Source organism: Phaeobacter sp. JH20_08, assembly GCF_048056635.1.
GTDB lineage: Bacteria > Pseudomonadota > Alphaproteobacteria > Rhodobacterales > Rhodobacteraceae > Phaeobacter > Phaeobacter bryozoorum.
Genome location: NZ_JAYMVV010000008.1, coordinates 1 through 14969, shown reverse-complemented (window position 1 = coordinate 14969; position 14969 = coordinate 1). Strand labels below are relative to the sequence as shown.

Here is a 14969-nt window from a genome sequence, read left to right as displayed (position 1 = left end):
CACGAATTTGAGGACATCAAAATGAACCAGGAACTGACGAATAATCCGTTCAACCCGCTGACGCCGCCGAAGGTCTTCGACGAGATCAAGGTGTCGCTGGCCTCGCCTGAGCGGATCCTGTCGTGGTCCTACGGCGAGATCAAAAAGCCGGAAACCATCAACTACCGGACGTTCAAACCTGAGCGTGACGGTCTCTTCTGCGCGCGTATCTTTGGTCCGATCAAGGACTACGAATGCCTCTGCGGCAAATATAAGCGTATGAAATATCGCGGCGTTGTCTGCGAAAAATGCGGTGTGGAAGTCACGCTGCAAAAGGTCCGCCGCGAGCGCATGGGCCACATCGAACTGGCGTCGCCGGTTGCGCATATCTGGTTCCTCAAGTCGCTGCCGTCGCGCATCGGCCTGATGCTGGATATGACCCTGCGCGATCTTGAGCGGGTTCTGTATTTCGAAAACTATGTTGTCATCGAGCCGGGTCTGACCGACCTCACCTACGGCCAGATGATGACCGAAGAAGAATACATGGACGCCCAGGACCAGTTCGGCATGGATGCCTTCACCGCCAATATCGGCGCTGAAGCGATCCGCGAAATGCTGGCGGCCATCGACCTTGAAGCCGAAGCCGAACAGCTGCGCGCTGAGCTGGCCGAAGCCACAGGCGAACTGAAGCCCAAGAAGATCATCAAACGCCTGAAGGTTGTTGAGAGCTTCTTGGAATCCGGCAACCGCCCGGAATGGATGGTCATGACCGTGATTCCGGTCATTCCGCCGGAACTGCGTCCGCTGGTGCCGCTGGATGGTGGCCGTTTTGCGACCTCCGACCTCAATGACCTCTATCGCCGCGTGATCAACCGGAACAACCGCCTGAAGCGGCTGATCGAACTGCGCGCGCCGGACATCATCGTCCGCAACGAAAAGCGGATGCTGCAGGAATCCGTGGACGCGCTGTTTGACAACGGCCGTCGCGGCCGCGTCATCACCGGCGCCAACAAGCGTCCGCTGAAGTCGCTCTCTGACATGCTGAAGGGTAAGCAGGGTCGTTTCCGTCAGAACCTTTTGGGTAAGCGGGTCGACTTCTCCGGCCGTTCGGTGATTGTGACCGGTCCTGAGCTGAAGCTGCACCAGTGCGGCCTGCCCAAGAAGATGGCGCTCGAACTCTTCAAGCCCTTCATCTATTCGCGTCTGGAGGCCAAAGGTCTGTCCTCCACCGTGAAACAGGCGAAGAAGCTGGTTGAGAAAGAGCGCCCCGAAGTCTGGGATATCCTCGACGAGGTGATCCGCGAACATCCGGTGATGCTGAACCGCGCGCCGACGCTGCACCGTCTCGGGATCCAGGCGTTTGAACCCACGCTGATCGAAGGTAAGGCCATTCAGCTGCACCCGCTGGTCTGCTCGGCGTTCAACGCGGACTTCGACGGCGACCAGATGGCTGTGCACGTCCCGCTGAGCCTTGAGGCCCAGCTGGAAGCGCGCGTCCTGATGATGTCCACAAACAACGTTCTGTCGCCTGCCAACGGCGCGCCGATCATTGTTCCTTCGCAGGATATGATCCTGGGTCTTTACTATGTGACCCTGGAACGCGAAGGCATGCCCGGCGAAGGCAAGATCTTTGGCACCATCGACGAGGTTCAGCACGCGCTGGACGCCGGCGAAGTGCACTTGCACACCAAGATCACCGCGCGGATCACCCAGATCGACGAAGAAGGCAACGAGGTCCTCAAGCGTTTTGAGACCACCCCGGGCCGTGTTCGTCTGGGCGCGCTGCTGCCGAAGAACGTCAAGGCACCGTTTGAACTGGTCAACCGTCTTCTGCGGAAGAAAGAGGTTCAGCAGGTCATCGACACCGTCTACCGCTACTGCGGTCAGAAGGAATCCGTGATCTTCTGTGACCAGATCATGACCATGGGTTTCCGTGAAGCGTTCAAGGCGGGCATTTCGTTCGGCAAGGACGACATGGTGATCCCCGACACCAAATGGACGCTGGTCGATGAGACCCGCGATCAGGTGAAGGACTTCGAACAGCAGTACATGGACGGCCTGATCACCCAGGGCGAAAAGTACAACAAAGTTGTCGATGCCTGGTCGAAGTGTAACGACAAGGTCACCGATGCGATGATGGGCACCATCTCCGCTGACAAGCGGGATGAGAACGGCGCCGTGATGGAACCGAACTCGGTCTACATGATGGCCCACTCCGGTGCGCGTGGCTCGGTCACCCAGATGAAGCAGCTGGGCGGGATGCGTGGCCTGATGGCGAAGCCGAACGGCGACATCATCGAGACCCCGATCATCTCGAACTTTAAAGAAGGCCTGACCGTTCTCGAGTACTTCAACTCGACCCACGGTGCCCGTAAGGGTCTGTCGGATACGGCTCTTAAGACGGCGAACTCGGGTTACCTGACCCGCCGTCTGGTGGACGTGGCACAGGACTGCATCGTGCGTGATCGCGATTGTGGCACCGAAGCAGCGATCACCGCCGAAGCCGCTGTCAACGATGGTGAAGTTGTGGCCTCGCTGGGCGAACGTATCCTGGGCCGTGTCGCGGCAGAGGATATCAAGAAGCCCGGCACCGAGGAGATCATCGTGGCCGCTGGCCAGCTGATCGACGAGCGCATGGCAGATGCAGTGGAAGAGGCCGGCGTTCAGTCGACCCGTATCCGCTCGCCGCTGACCTGTGAAGCCGAAGAGGGCGTCTGCGCCCAGTGCTACGGTCGTGACCTCGCCCGTGGTACGCAGGTGAACACCGGTGAGGCCGTCGGCATCATCGCGGCGCAGTCGATCGGTGAACCCGGCACACAGCTGACGATGCGGACCTTCCACATCGGTGGCGTTGCGCAGGGTGGTCAGCAGTCCTTCCTGGAAGCCTCGCAAGAGGGCAAGATCGTCTTCGAGATGCCGCAGACCCTGGAGAACGCCAATGGCGAGACCCTGGTTGTTGGCCGGAACATGAAGCTGATCATTCAGGACGAGCACGGCGAAGAGCGCGCCAGCCACAAGCTGGGCTACGGCTCCAAGCTGTTCGTCAAGGAAGGCCAGTCCGTGTCCCGTGGCGACAAGCTGTTCGAATGGGATCCCTACACCCTGCCGATCATCGCCGAAAAACCCGGTACCGCGAAATATGTGGACCTGGTTTCCGGCATCGCCGTTCGCGACGAGACCGACGAAGCCACCGGCATGACCCAGAAGATCGTGATCGACTGGCGTGCGGCTCCGAAAGGCTCTGACCTGAAGCCGGAAATCATCCTGGTGGATGGTGACGGTGAACCGGTGCGTAGCGATGCGGGCAACCCGCTGACCTACCCGATGTCTGTGGACGCCATTCTGTCGGTCGAAGAAGGCCAGCAGATCATGGCCGGTGACGTTGTTGCGCGTATCCCGCGTGAAGGCGCCAAGACCAAGGACATTACCGGTGGTCTGCCGCGCGTTGCGGAACTGTTCGAAGCCCGTCGTCCGAAGGATCACGCGATCATCGCCGAAATCGATGGTTACGTGCGCTTTGGCCGCGACTACAAGAACAAGCGTCGCATCTCGATCGAGCCTGCGGATGACTCGATGGAGCCCGTCGAATACATGGTGCCCAAGGGCAAGCACATTCCGGTTCAGGAAGGTGACTTTGTCCAAAAGGGTGACTACATCATGGACGGCAACCCGGCGCCGCATGACATCCTGTCCATCATGGGTGTTGAGGCTCTGGCGAACTACATGATCGACGAGGTTCAGGACGTCTATCGCCTGCAGGGTGTGAAGATCAACGACAAGCACATCGAGGTGATCGTTCGCCAGATGCTGCAGAAGTGGGAGATCTCCGACTCCGGCGACACGACGCTGCTGAAAGGCGAGCACGTGGACAAGCAGGAGTTCGACACCGCCAACGAAAAGGCGCTGGCCCGTGGCAAGCGTCCGGCTCAGGGCGAACCGATCCTGCTCGGCATCACCAAGGCGTCGCTGCAGACCCGCTCCTTCATCTCGGCGGCCTCCTTCCAGGAGACCACCCGTGTCCTCACCGAAGCTTCGGTACAGGGCAAGAAGGACAAGCTGGTCGGCCTCAAGGAGAACGTCATCGTGGGTCGCCTGATCCCGGCCGGTACCGGTGGCGCCACCCAGCGTGTGCGCAACATCGCCCAGTCGCGTGACAATGTCGTCCTCGAGGCGCGCCGTGAGGAGGCCGAAGCGGCCGCCGCTCTGGCCGCCCCGTCGATGGATGATGTCAGCAGCGAGGCGAGCTTCGACACTCTGGTGGAAACCCCAGAGAGCCGCGACTGACCCACGTTGATCTGAAATGAAAAAGCCCCCCGCAACCGATGTTGCGGGGGGCTTTTTCTTGGAGATGTCCGCAAACCATGTTGGCCCGCTCTGCGGACTTTTCTGCCATTCATTCTTTTTGCTCCAGTGGCTGCTTTTGGAGTGTCCGGTACTTCCCCGGCCTCATTCTAAAATGCGCATTGAAGGCTTCTGAGAAATGGGGGGTGCTTCGGTAGCCGCTTGCTTCCGCGATATCCGGCAAGCTCTTGGAGGAAGACTTCAGCAGGCCGGCGGCGTAGTTCAGCCGGATCCGGGCTGACAGCTCGCCTGGGGTGCAGTCGAACACAGCGCGGGTCAGCCGTGAAAGCGTCCGGCTGGAGGTAGCGATTGCGGCGCAAATCTCGTCCAGGGGCCTTGGGGCTGAGAGGGTCTGCTCGACCAGCTGAATATAGCGGGCGAGCCGCGGGTCGAGACTTTCCAGCGAACCTTTTAGTCCAATGGATGCAGCAAAGGTTTCCGAACGCTCAGGTTTGAGCAGCACATGCCTGCGGACATTCTCGGCGATTGCAGGGTCGAAGGCCTGCGACAGCAGCTCAAGCATCAGGTCTGTCACCGCATCTCCGCCGACACAGGTTGCAATCCGCTGGTCGATCAGAAAGGGCCGGAATGTGAAACAGGTTTCGGCAAAGGCAGTTTCCAGTGCTGGAAGCTGCGCCGGATGTGCCACAGCCCGCCTGCCCGCCAGCAATCCCGCCTGGCCCAGGGCGAAGATACTGGTGCCAAGGCCAATGACCCAGCCGCCATGGCGGTGGCATTCCCGCAGACCGGCCAGAAGGGCCGCTGGGGCGCCTTCCGAACCCGGATCACGGGACGAACAGACGAACACATAATCGGCCCGTGAAATCACCGGCCAGCCGTGATCAGCGAGGACCACCGCACCGCAGGAACTGCGCACCGGACCCGAGTTGGAGGCAGCGGTAGCCACCTCGACCTGTACGGTGCTGCCGGTGTCATTGGCCATGCGGATCAAGTCACGCGCGATTCCGTAGCCAAAAAGTGAAAACCCGGTGTGAACGGCAAAGACTGCGAGCTTCTTAGGAGGCATTGGCGGTATTCCATATCATTCTGGCAGGATACCGTATTATCGAAGCCTCCGGCCATGCAAATCTGCTGCCAGACGGTGATTGGAGCGGGGGGAACCATGCTGAACATTCTGGGCTGGCAAGGGTATGATGCGGGGCTGAGCAAAGTGTTTGACAGCTTCACCAGCGACACCGGAATTGCGGTTACTTTCCGCGGAGTTCGCAATCAGGATGAGATGCACGCGTCGGCGCAAACCGAAGATTTCGATATCGCCTGCCCGACCACCGACAGGCTGGCCAGCTGGCTTGACAGCGGGCTGATCGCCCCGCTGGATGAGGACCGGGCCGGATACGGGCGAATTGACCCGGCCTTTCATGCCGATGCCCATACGATCATCCGGGGCAAGCGCTATGGTTCACCCAATCTCTGGGGCGGGGCCGGCATCGGGCATCACACAAGCAAGGCGCCGCTTGTCGGGGCAGAGGCCAGCCTGATGGCGCTGTTTGACCCTGTTTTTTCCGGGCGCCTGACCCTGCGCGAGGACACGGCCTTTGTCGCTGCCGGGCGGGCGCTGGAAAGTGCCGGCAAGCTGCCGTTCCCGTTTGACGATTCCTATGCGTTTGAGGAGCGGATGATTGCCAATTACGATGTCATCTGCGCGTTTCTTTGCGGGCATGCAGCCCATATCGCGCGCTTCTGGTTCAGCGAGGAAGAGGGCATTGATGCGTTCCGCGCCGGCGGGTGCGTGATCGGCTACAGTTGGGACACAACAATGGCCGCGCTGACTCGCCAGTGCATGCCATACGCCTTTGCAGCTCCGGCGGAGGGTGCAAACTGCTACCTGCAGAATTTTGTCCTGAGCGCCAGGGCCGACCCGGGCCCCGCGCAGGATTGGATTTCCTGGGTCAACACTCCAAGCGGTTCTGCATGTATGCCTCAGCCTTTGGGGCCAACCCGGCGGCCCATGGCGCAAGAGAGCTGCTGCCGCCGGACGATCAGGCGTTCTTTGCTGCCAGTTATCCGGACAGTGCCCTGGACAAGCTTTGGTGGCAGCCTGAGCAACCTTTGTGGTTTGTGAAAAACCGTGGCGATTACGCCCGGAAATTCCGCGCGGCCGTCGAAGGATGACAGGCTGGCCGGTGCAAAGGGTTGAGGTTGGGGCGCTGCGTATCACGGTCCTGCCCCTGGGTGAAATCTATGACGATCAGCGCCGCTGGTTTCCGACGGGTTCCCTGGCTGTTGCGGGCGGCGAAACACGGCTGCCGGTGAACTGCCTGCATGTCGGCGGGCCTGGCATTTCGGTTCTGATCGATGCCTGCGATCCCCCGTGCTACCCGGAAACCGGATCTGCAGGCGGCAGCATCGGGCAGCGCCTGGAGGAGGCCGGAATTTCCCCGGGGGGTATCACCCATATCCTTTTGACACATGGGCATCACGACCATTTCTGCGGTGTGGCCGGCCCCGGCAATGAACCTGCCTTCCCAACGGCGCGGCATGTTCTTCCGCCGCAAGACTGGGCCGACGGCACGCTGACACCTGAAGCGCAACGGGCCGATGGCGATGCCGCCGACCCTGCGTCACTTGAAATGCTGTACCGGCGCGGATTGCTGGACCTGGGTGAAAGCGCTGTTCCCTTGCCGGAGGAAATCCGCCTGCTCGACGCCCCGGGTGAAACCGCGGGCCATCGCGTGGTGCGTGTTTCCTCGGACGGCGAGGTCCTGTATTTTCTGGCAGATCTGTTTCATGTGGCGGCCGAAATCGCCGATCCGGGCCTGTGTCCCTGGTGGGCGGATGCGGCCGCGCTGAAGGCAAGCCGCAGCCGGATCATATCCGCCATGCGCCGCGGTAACGCGCGGTTTTTGTGCAGCCACATTTCGGGCGTTCTGTCCCCGGATCTCTTTCCCGATTTCTCAACCAGCCCCTGCGAGACCTCTGCATGACCAAGACAAAGCAACCGAACATCCTGCTGATCATGGCCGATCAGATGACGCCCTTCATGCTTGAGGCATGCGGCGGCACCGGCGCGAGGACGGCAAACATGACCGCGCTGGTCCAGCGTTCGGCCAATTTCACCAATGCCTATACGCCCAGCCCGATCTGCGTGCCCGCGCGGTCCTGTTTCATGACCGGGCTCTATACCTCGACCACCGGCTGTTATGACAATGGCGACCCCTATCACAGTTTCATCCCGACCTTTGCGCATTATCTGGCCAATGCCGGGTATGAGACGGTTCTATCGGGGAAAATGCACTTCATAGGCGCCGATCAGCTGCACGGGTTCCAGCGCCGCCTGAATACGGACGTTTATCCGTCGGGGTTCATCTGGTCCTACCCGCTGCCCCCGGAAAATGACCCGAATTTCCAGGCCTTTGACTTCACCCCGCAATATCTGGCGGAAAACATCGGGCCGGGCTGGTCCAAGGAACTTCAGTATGATGAAGAGACCCATTTCAAGTCGCTGGAGTTTCTGCGCAACGCCCCGGGCAAACCCTGGCTGCTGACAGTCTCTTTTACCAACCCCCATCCGCCCTACAAGGTCCCTAAGAAGTACTGGGAGAGGTACAAGGATGCAGATATCCCGCTGCCTGACTATCCTGATGACATGGATGCCAGGTATTCTGACTATGATCTCGCTTTGCGCCGCTGGCACGGGCTGCATATCCGGGGCGATGAGATCCGCGACCCGGCAAACCTGATTGCGATGCGCCGCGGCTTCGCCGCCTTGGCCCATTATGTAGACGACAAAATCGGCGAGCTTCTGGAGGTTCTCGAAGACAGCGGCCTGCGCGAAGAAACGATCGTCATCGTCACATCGGATCACGGTGAAATGCTGGGGGAAAAGGGCATGATCCAGAAAAGGGGCCTATATGAATGGTCCGCCCGGATCCCGATGTTCATAGACATTCCGGGGGCTGAGCCCCGGCAAATCGGCACACCGGTTTCCTTACTGGATCTGCCCGCAACCCTGATTGATATCGCCGGGCATGAACCGGTGCGGCGGCTGGAAGGCCGATCCCTGCTGCCAGCTATTCACGGGGCCGGTCTTGATGTCATTCCAGTGATTTCCGAATACCACGGCGAAGGGATCATGCGCCCCAGCTTTATGGTGCGGCTGGGCGACTGGAAATATCATTACTGCTACGGCTCAGCGCCGCAGCTATACAACCTGGCGCAAGATCCCGGTGAATGGAACAACCTGGCAGGCGATCCCGGTTATACCGAAATCGAAGCTAGGCTGAACCGCGAAATCACCGGCGGCTATTTCGATCTGGAGAAAATCAAATCCGACGTCTGGGACCGGCTTGCCATGAAACAGGTGGTAAATGATGCAATGAAGGCAAACGGTACGGCCTGGGATTATTCAGCGGCCCAGGACGCGGCGTCCCAATACGTCCGCACCTGAAACACGGGGCAACCGGCTTTCACGGTCGAAATTCGCAGCAAAATAGCGATGCGGCCGTTCGAGCTGATTGCAGCACCAGTAGATATGGGCTCCAAGCGGACCAACGCGATTTGCGGACATCTCGTTTTGCGTTGCGACGGCTTCGTTTGCGGGCCGACCGCGCGGTTCGCGTGATTTAGGATCTTCCCAATTTGCGCCGGGAATGGTCTCTTGCTGCGGATGACGAAGTGCCCCGTCGGGCCGAAACAGGACAGCGCAGAATGGATATCAGACTCAGCATCGTTGGCCTTGTGCGTTTCTCCGTGCTGACCCCGACCTATTATTCCGAGAAATTCGCGACCCTTGCCGATACGGCGGCTCATCTTTTCGCACCGGACCGGATGGAACTCAGGTTCCGGGTGTTTGAGCGTCTCTGCCTGCGCTCTCTCCTGCGCCAGAGCGATCAGGGATTTCACCTGATCGTCCTCACGGCTGAAGATATGCCCGAGCCCTATCTGGAACGCCTGTCGCGTCTGCTGGAACCCGCCGACAATATCACGCTGATGCCGGTGGGGCCCGGCGTGCATTACAAGATGCTGAAGCAGGGCTATAACGCCGTCCCAACAGAGGGGGCGACCCATCGCCTGATGTTCCGTCTGGATGACGACGATGCGGTGGATCTCGATTACATCGCCCGCAATCGGCGCCTCGCCACCGGGATGATCCCGCTACAGGGAGAGAGCACCCCCTTTATCCTTGCCAACAATCGCGGCATCTACCTGCGCCGCAGCGAGGGGCCGGAGGGCGTGCAGGACGAGATCTTCGATGCCTGCGAAAAGGCGCCGCTCTCGGTGGGGGCCGCGCTTGTGGCACCTGTCGGATATGGCGGCAATCCCTACCGCTACAATCACCGCCGCTACGCGCAGCACTGGAACGTGGTGTCGGATATCTCGACGCCGGGTTTCCTGCGCACCATTCATGGTGACAATAAATCCAGACCTGCGCAGATGGGGATCACCCACAAGATGTCCGAGGCCGAGATCGCCGCAGCACTCGACCGCCACTTTGCGATGACGCCGAACCAGCTGCGAGCTGTGCTGCCGTGATGTCCCGGCTGACCGGAAACCAGCTGGGCGCGCTGCTGATGATTGGCAGCATGGCGGGTTTCACGATCAATGACGGGATGGTCAAACTCGCGGGGCAGAGCCTGCCGCTCTCGCAGATCCTGGTGGTGCGCGGCATTGCGGTCAGCCTGCTGATCTACGCGCTTGCCCGCGCTTATGGCAGCTTGCGCCTGTCGCTGAGCCGCCGGGATTGGGGGCTTGTCGCAGGCCGCAGCCTGACTGAGGTGGCCACCACCTATTTCTTTCTCAGCGCCCTGTTGACCCTGCCCATCGCCAATGTGACGGCCATTTTGCAGATGCTGCCGTTGACCGTGACCCTCGCCGCGGTGCTGCTCTTTGGGGAACAGGTCGGCTGGCGTCGGGCCGCAGCGATTGGCGCGGGTTTTATTGGAATGCTGCTGATCGTGCGACCGGGACCGGAGGGCTTTGATAGCGGCACCGGCTACGCCCTTGCAGCGGTTCTTGGTATCACCGCGCGTGATCTCTTTACCCGCCGGATGTCGGCGGCGGTGCCCTCGCTGACGGTCAGCTTGATGGCGGCGCTGTCGGTCCTGCTGTTCGGTCTTGTGCTTGGCTTGCAGGAGGACTGGCAGCCGCTGACCCTGACGACCACGTTTATCCTGCTTTTTGCAGCCGGCTGCATCTTCGTCGGCTATCTGTTCTCGGTGATGGTCATGCGGGTTGGTGATGTGGCGGCGGTTTCGCCCTTTCGCTACACCGGGCTGCTCTGGGCCCTGCTGCTTGGCTGGCTGATGTTTGACAGCTGGCCGGATGCGCTCACCCTGCTGGGGGCGGCCATCGTCGCGGCTGCCGGTGTTTTCAGCCTGCTGCGGGAACGCCCCCGCCGCCGCGCCAGCGCGCCCCTGTCACCGCCCGAGTAGACGCGTCAGGCCCGGATTGCAAAGCGCGCTTCGAATTCGCCTTCCAGCGCTGGAGTGAGGCGGCTCAGCTCCGGTTCTCTGGCGCCTTTCTGACGGGAGTCATTATAGGCGTTGAGCGTGCGCACAAACATCGGCGCATCCGGTATCGTGATGCTGGGCATGAAACGCGCAATCTTGTGATGGGCAAAATTCATGATGCTCTGCTTGCAATTGCCGGCCACATACATGCCCATCGCCGCAACAAAATAGGGCCGGTACCCCTCTGCCGCATAGATCCCGTCCGACGCGAAGCGCGCGGTGAAGCCCTTGCAGAAATCAATCGCAACCGTCTGGTTCTGTGCGATCAGCCCCTGACACTGGCCAGCGGTCTGGCGCAGCCGCTCGACAAAATCCACCGAGACCGCATCATCATCGTCATGACGGAATTGCAGGCAGGGCGCGCTCAGGTCATTGCGGGTGGTATTCAGAACCTCCTTCATGACCTGCCGGTGGTTGCCGGGGGGCCGGGCGCGGATCTGCACCTGCGGCATATCCGCCGTCAGATCGCGCAGCCGTGCCAGATGTGGCGCTGGCAGGCTCTCGCCAATCACAATCACCAGCGTGAAGTCCTGATCGGTCTGGGCGCGCAGACAGGGCAGGGCGACCCGTTCCAGCAGGTCAAACCGCTCCTTCAGCCGGGCCTCGGCATAGAGATAGGCGATCCGCTCATCAAGCGTGTCATGTTCAACCTGAAACCCACCAATGGCGGGATAGGAAAAACGGCATAGACCTATGACCTGCATCGCTGTAGACCCTCGCGCCTGCGGCCTCTCATGAGGGTCCGCCTGTCGCGGCGCACTATGCACCGCGCAGGTTGTACGGGCAAGCTGTAGGCCAGCGGCGCTGTCCGGCCGCCGACGCGCGCAGACGCCAAGCCGATGCGGCCGGGGGAGCCGCTGTTGACATCCCCCGCGACTCCCCATATACGCCCGCCTATCCGGCAACCGGGGGTCGCCCCAAAAGCCGATATCAAAATCTAAGTGGCTCAAGATCTCGTGCGCCTATTTGCGCGGATCCTCTGTAAACCCACCGCGTCGTTTACCTCGGAATGGAAACGATTGCGGTTTTTGCGCTTGCGGACGCGTAAGTGCGACGAATTTAGCCGTACGTTCAAGGACGTGCATGACACATGTGTTGTTGAGACGGGGAAAAAACCGGAATGCCAACGATCCAACAGCTGATCCGCAAGCCGCGGCAGCCGAAAGTAAAACGCTCTAAGTCCATGCACCTGGAACAGTGCCCGCAAAAACGCGGCGTCTGCACCCGTGTGTATACCACCACACCGAAGAAACCGAACTCCGCTATGCGGAAAGTTGCGAAGGTCCGCCTGACCAACGGTTTCGAAGTGATCTCCTACATCCCCGGTGAAAGCCACAACCTTCAGGAACACTCCGTGGTTCTGATCCGTGGCGGCCGTGTAAAAGACCTTCCCGGTGTCCGTTACCACATCCTGCGTGGTGTTCTGGATACCCAGGGCGTCAAAGACCGTAAGCAACGCCGTTCGAAGTACGGCGCGAAGCGTCCTAAATAAGAAGGATATTGATAAATGTCTCGCCGTCACGCTGCTGAAAAACGCGAAGTTCTGCCCGACGCCAAGTTTGGCGACCGCGTTCTGACCAAATTCATGAACAACCTGATGATCGATGGTAAAAAATCGGTCGCAGAAAGCATCGTTTATAACGCATTCGACCGCGTTGAATCGAAAATCAAACGTGCCCCCGTGGAAGTTTTCCACGAAGCCCTGGACAACGTGAAGCCTTCCGTCGAAGTGCGCTCGCGTCGTGTGGGTGGTGCCACCTACCAGGTGCCCGTCGAAGTGCGTCCCGAGCGCCGCGAAGCCCTGGCGATCCGCTGGCTGATCAAAGCGGCCCGCGCTCGCAACGAAAACACCATGGAAGAACGCCTCGCCGGTGAGCTGCTGGACGCTGTACAGTCCCGCGGTACCGCCGTGAAGAAGCGCGAAGACACCCACAAGATGGCAGAGGCTAACAAAGCCTTCTCCCATTATCGCTGGTAAGCTAGGGGACCTAGACCTATGGCACGCGAATATCCGCTCAACCTATACCGTAACTTCGGTATCATGGCGCACATCGACGCAGGTAAAACCACCTGCTCCGAGCGTATCCTGTATTACACCGGCAAATCCCACAACATTGGTGAGGTGCACGATGGTGCAGCCACCATGGACTGGATGGAGCAGGAGCAGGAACGCGGGATCACCATCACCTCGGCTGCGACCACCACCTTCTGGGAACGCACCGAAGATGGTCAGACCGCTGACTCTCCGAAGCACCGCCTGAACATCATCGACACCCCTGGCCACGTTGACTTCACCATCGAAGTTGAGCGTTCGCTGGCGGTTCTCGACGGTGCTGTCTGTGTTCTGGACGCCAACGCCGGTGTTGAACCCCAGACCGAAACCGTGTGGCGTCAGGCTGACCGCTACAAGGTTCCGCGTATGGTGTTCGTCAACAAGATGGACAAGATCGGCGCTGACTTCTTCAACTGCGTCAACATGATCGAAGACCGCACCGGCGCCCGCGCGGTTCCGGTTGGTATTCCGATCGGCGCAGAAACCGAGCTGGAAGGCCTGGTTGACCTCGTCAACATGGAAGAATGGCTGTGGCAGGGTGAAGACCTTGGCGCGTCGTGGATCAAAGCACCGATCCGTGACAGCCTGAAAGACATGGCCGAAGAATGGCGCGGCAAGATGATCGAAGCGGCCGTCGAAATGGACGACGACGCGATGGAAGCCTATCTGGAAGGCGAAGAGCCCGACGTCCCGACCCTGCGCAAACTGCTGCGCAAGGGTACTCTGGCCTTGGCATTCGTTCCGGTTCTCGGCGGCTCCGCATTCAAGAACAAAGGCGTTCAGCCGCTGTTGAACGCTGTGATCGACTATCTGCCCAGCCCGCTGGACGTTGTTGATTACATGGGCTTCAAACCCGGTGACGAAACCGAAACCCGTGACATCGCCCGCCGTGCGGACGACGACATGGCGTTCTCGGGTCTGGCGTTCAAAATCATGAACGACCCCTTCGTCGGCTCGCTGACTTTCACCCGGGTTTACTCCGGTACCTTGGCCAAGGGCGACACGCTCCTGAACTCCACCAAGGGCAAGAAAGAACGCGTCGGCCGGATGATGATGATGCACTCCAACGACCGTGAGGAAATCACGGAAGCGTTTGCAGGCGACATCATCGCGCTGGCAGGTCTGAAAGACACCACAACCGGTGACACGCTCTGCGCCGTCAACGATCCGGTGGTTCTGGAAACCATGACCTTCCCCGATCCGGTGATCGAGATCGCGGTTGAGCCGAAAACCAAGGCCGACCAGGAGAAAATGTCCCAGGGTCTGCAGCGTCTGGCTGCCGAAGATCCGTCCTTCCGCGTGGAGACCGACATCGAGTCCGGTCAGACCATCATGAAGGGCATGGGCGAACTTCACCTGGACATCCTGGTTGACCGTCTGAAGCGTGAGTTCAAGGTCGAAGCCAACATCGGTGCGCCGCAGGTTGCCTACCGCGAGACCATCGGTCACGAGGTCGAGCACACCTACACCCACAAGAAACAGTCGGGTGGTTCGGGTCAGTTCGCCGAGGTGAAGATGATCATCTCGCCGACAGAGCCGGGCGAAGGCTACTCCTTCGAGAGCCGCATCGTTGGTGGTGCCGTTCCCAAGGAATACGTCCCCGGTGTTGAAAAAGGCATCCAGTCCGTCATGGATAGCGGTCCGTTGGCCGGCTTCCCCGTGATCGACTTCAAGGTTGCCCTGATCGACGGTAAGTTCCACGACGTTGACTCCAGCGTTCTGGCCTTCGAAATCGCTGCACGTATGTGTATGCGTGAAGGCATGCGCAAAGCTGGCGCCAAGATGCTGGAACCGATCATGAAGGTGGAAGTTATCACACCTGAGGACTACACCGGTGGCATCATCGGCGATTTGACCTCGCGTCGTGGTCAGGTGACCGGCCAGGAACCCCGCGGCAACGCAATTGCGATCGACGCATTTGTGCCGCTGGCGAACATGTTCGGCTACATCAACACCCTGCGTTCGATGAGCTCGGGCCGCGCCCAGTTCACCATGCAGTTCGATCATTACGATCCGGTTCCGCAGAACATCTCTGACGAGATCCAGGCAAAATTCGCTTAAGCGAACAGATATTGAGGGGTTCGCGCCACGGCGCGTGCCCTTCTCAACACGAAAAGGAGGCCTCT

General features: G+C 60.1%; 11 protein-coding genes. 9 read left to right on the top strand and 2 right to left on the bottom strand.

Translation table 11 applies throughout. The features are described from left to right. Window positions 1-21: 21 nt before the first annotated feature. The gene (rpoC, locus tag VWY75_RS09315) at window positions 22-4263 is read left to right on the top strand and encodes a DNA-directed RNA polymerase subunit beta' (RefSeq protein WP_340546578.1); all 4242 of its coding nucleotides are present in this window, start codon (window positions 22-24) and stop codon (window positions 4261-4263) included. Window positions 4264-4372: 109 nt separating this feature from the next. Here rpoC and VWY75_RS09310 read toward each other — a convergent pair whose 3' ends face one another. After that, on the bottom strand, window positions 4373-5347 hold the full coding sequence (locus tag VWY75_RS09310; RefSeq protein ID WP_416537590.1) for a GlxA family transcriptional regulator: 975 nt from the start codon (window positions 5345-5347) through the stop codon (window positions 4373-4375). 96 nt (window positions 5348-5443) lie between these two features. On the opposite strand from VWY75_RS09310, the gene VWY75_RS09305 reads away from it, so the two are divergent. From VWY75_RS09305 to VWY75_RS09285, 5 genes are all read left to right on the top strand, one after another. Further along, on the top strand, window positions 5444-6403 hold the full coding sequence (locus VWY75_RS09305; protein WP_416537589.1) for an extracellular solute-binding protein: 960 nt from the start codon (window positions 5444-5446) through the stop codon (window positions 6401-6403). A gap of 61 nt (window positions 6404-6464) precedes the next feature. Next, window positions 6465-7265: an MBL fold metallo-hydrolase gene (locus tag VWY75_RS09300; RefSeq protein WP_416537588.1), complete on the top strand. Its 801-nt coding sequence runs from the start codon at window positions 6465-6467 to the stop codon at window positions 7263-7265. Beyond that, window positions 7262-8728, top strand: coding sequence for a sulfatase-like hydrolase/transferase (locus VWY75_RS09295; protein WP_416537587.1), 1467 nt, complete (start codon window positions 7262-7264; stop codon window positions 8726-8728). The genes VWY75_RS09300 and VWY75_RS09295 overlap by 4 nt, the downstream gene beginning before the upstream one ends. A gap of 260 nt (window positions 8729-8988) precedes the next feature. Continuing rightward, window positions 8989-9813: a glycosyltransferase gene (locus VWY75_RS09290; protein WP_416537586.1), complete on the top strand. Its 825-nt coding sequence runs from the start codon at window positions 8989-8991 to the stop codon at window positions 9811-9813. After that, window positions 9810-10712, top strand: a complete 903-nt coding sequence (locus VWY75_RS09285) for a DMT family transporter (RefSeq protein WP_416537585.1) — start codon at window positions 9810-9812, stop codon at window positions 10710-10712. Before VWY75_RS09290 ends, VWY75_RS09285 begins: the two co-directional genes overlap by 4 nt. A 5-nt stretch (window positions 10713-10717) precedes the next feature. Here the strand turns inward: VWY75_RS09285 and VWY75_RS09280 are convergent, their stop codons facing one another. Next, window positions 10718-11494, bottom strand: a complete 777-nt coding sequence (locus tag VWY75_RS09280; RefSeq protein ID WP_416537584.1) for a putative rhamnosyl transferase — start codon at window positions 11492-11494, stop codon at window positions 10718-10720. Between the two features lie 416 nt (window positions 11495-11910). Between VWY75_RS09280 and rpsL the strand changes: the two genes are divergently transcribed. Genes rpsL through fusA form a run of 3 tightly spaced genes read left to right on the top strand, consistent with a single transcriptional unit; the run spans window position 11911 to window position 14904 of the window. Next, window positions 11911-12282, top strand: a complete 372-nt coding sequence (rpsL, locus tag VWY75_RS09275) for a 30S ribosomal protein S12 (protein ID WP_005621086.1) — start codon at window positions 11911-11913, stop codon at window positions 12280-12282. A 15-nt stretch (window positions 12283-12297) separates the two neighbouring features. Then, window positions 12298-12768 carry a 30S ribosomal protein S7 gene (rpsG, locus tag VWY75_RS09270; protein WP_014876015.1) on the top strand — a complete coding sequence of 157 codons (471 nt, stop codon included), beginning with the start codon at window positions 12298-12300 and terminating at the stop codon, window positions 12766-12768. An 18-nt stretch (window positions 12769-12786) separates the two neighbouring features. Further along, window positions 12787-14904: an elongation factor G gene (gene fusA, locus VWY75_RS09265; RefSeq protein WP_340546589.1), complete on the top strand. Its 2118-nt coding sequence runs from the start codon at window positions 12787-12789 to the stop codon at window positions 14902-14904. Window positions 14905-14969 lie beyond the last annotated feature (65 nt).

Excerpts from the sequence above, each read along its gene's own strand:
- VWY75_RS09310 (WP_416537590.1), bottom strand. The coding sequence starts at position 5,347 with ATGCCTCCTAAGAAGCTCGCAGTCTTTGCCGTTCACACCGGGTTTTCA.
- VWY75_RS09305 (WP_416537589.1), top strand. The coding sequence starts at position 5,444 with ATGCTGAACATTCTGGGCTGGCAAGGGTATGATGCGGGGCTGAGCAAA.
- VWY75_RS09290 (WP_416537586.1), top strand. The coding sequence starts at position 8,989 with ATGGATATCAGACTCAGCATCGTTGGCCTTGTGCGTTTCTCCGTGCTG.
- VWY75_RS09295 (WP_416537587.1), top strand. The coding sequence starts at position 7,262 with ATGACCAAGACAAAGCAACCGAACATCCTGCTGATCATGGCCGATCAG.
- rpsL (WP_005621086.1), top strand. The coding sequence starts at position 11,911 with ATGCCAACGATCCAACAGCTGATCCGCAAGCCGCGGCAGCCGAAAGTA.
- VWY75_RS09280 (WP_416537584.1), bottom strand. The coding sequence starts at position 11,494 with ATGCAGGTCATAGGTCTATGCCGTTTTTCCTATCCCGCCATTGGTGGG.
- rpsG (WP_014876015.1), top strand. The coding sequence starts at position 12,298 with ATGTCTCGCCGTCACGCTGCTGAAAAACGCGAAGTTCTGCCCGACGCC.
- rpoC (WP_340546578.1), top strand. The coding sequence starts at position 22 with ATGAACCAGGAACTGACGAATAATCCGTTCAACCCGCTGACGCCGCCG.
- fusA (WP_340546589.1), top strand. The coding sequence starts at position 12,787 with ATGGCACGCGAATATCCGCTCAACCTATACCGTAACTTCGGTATCATG.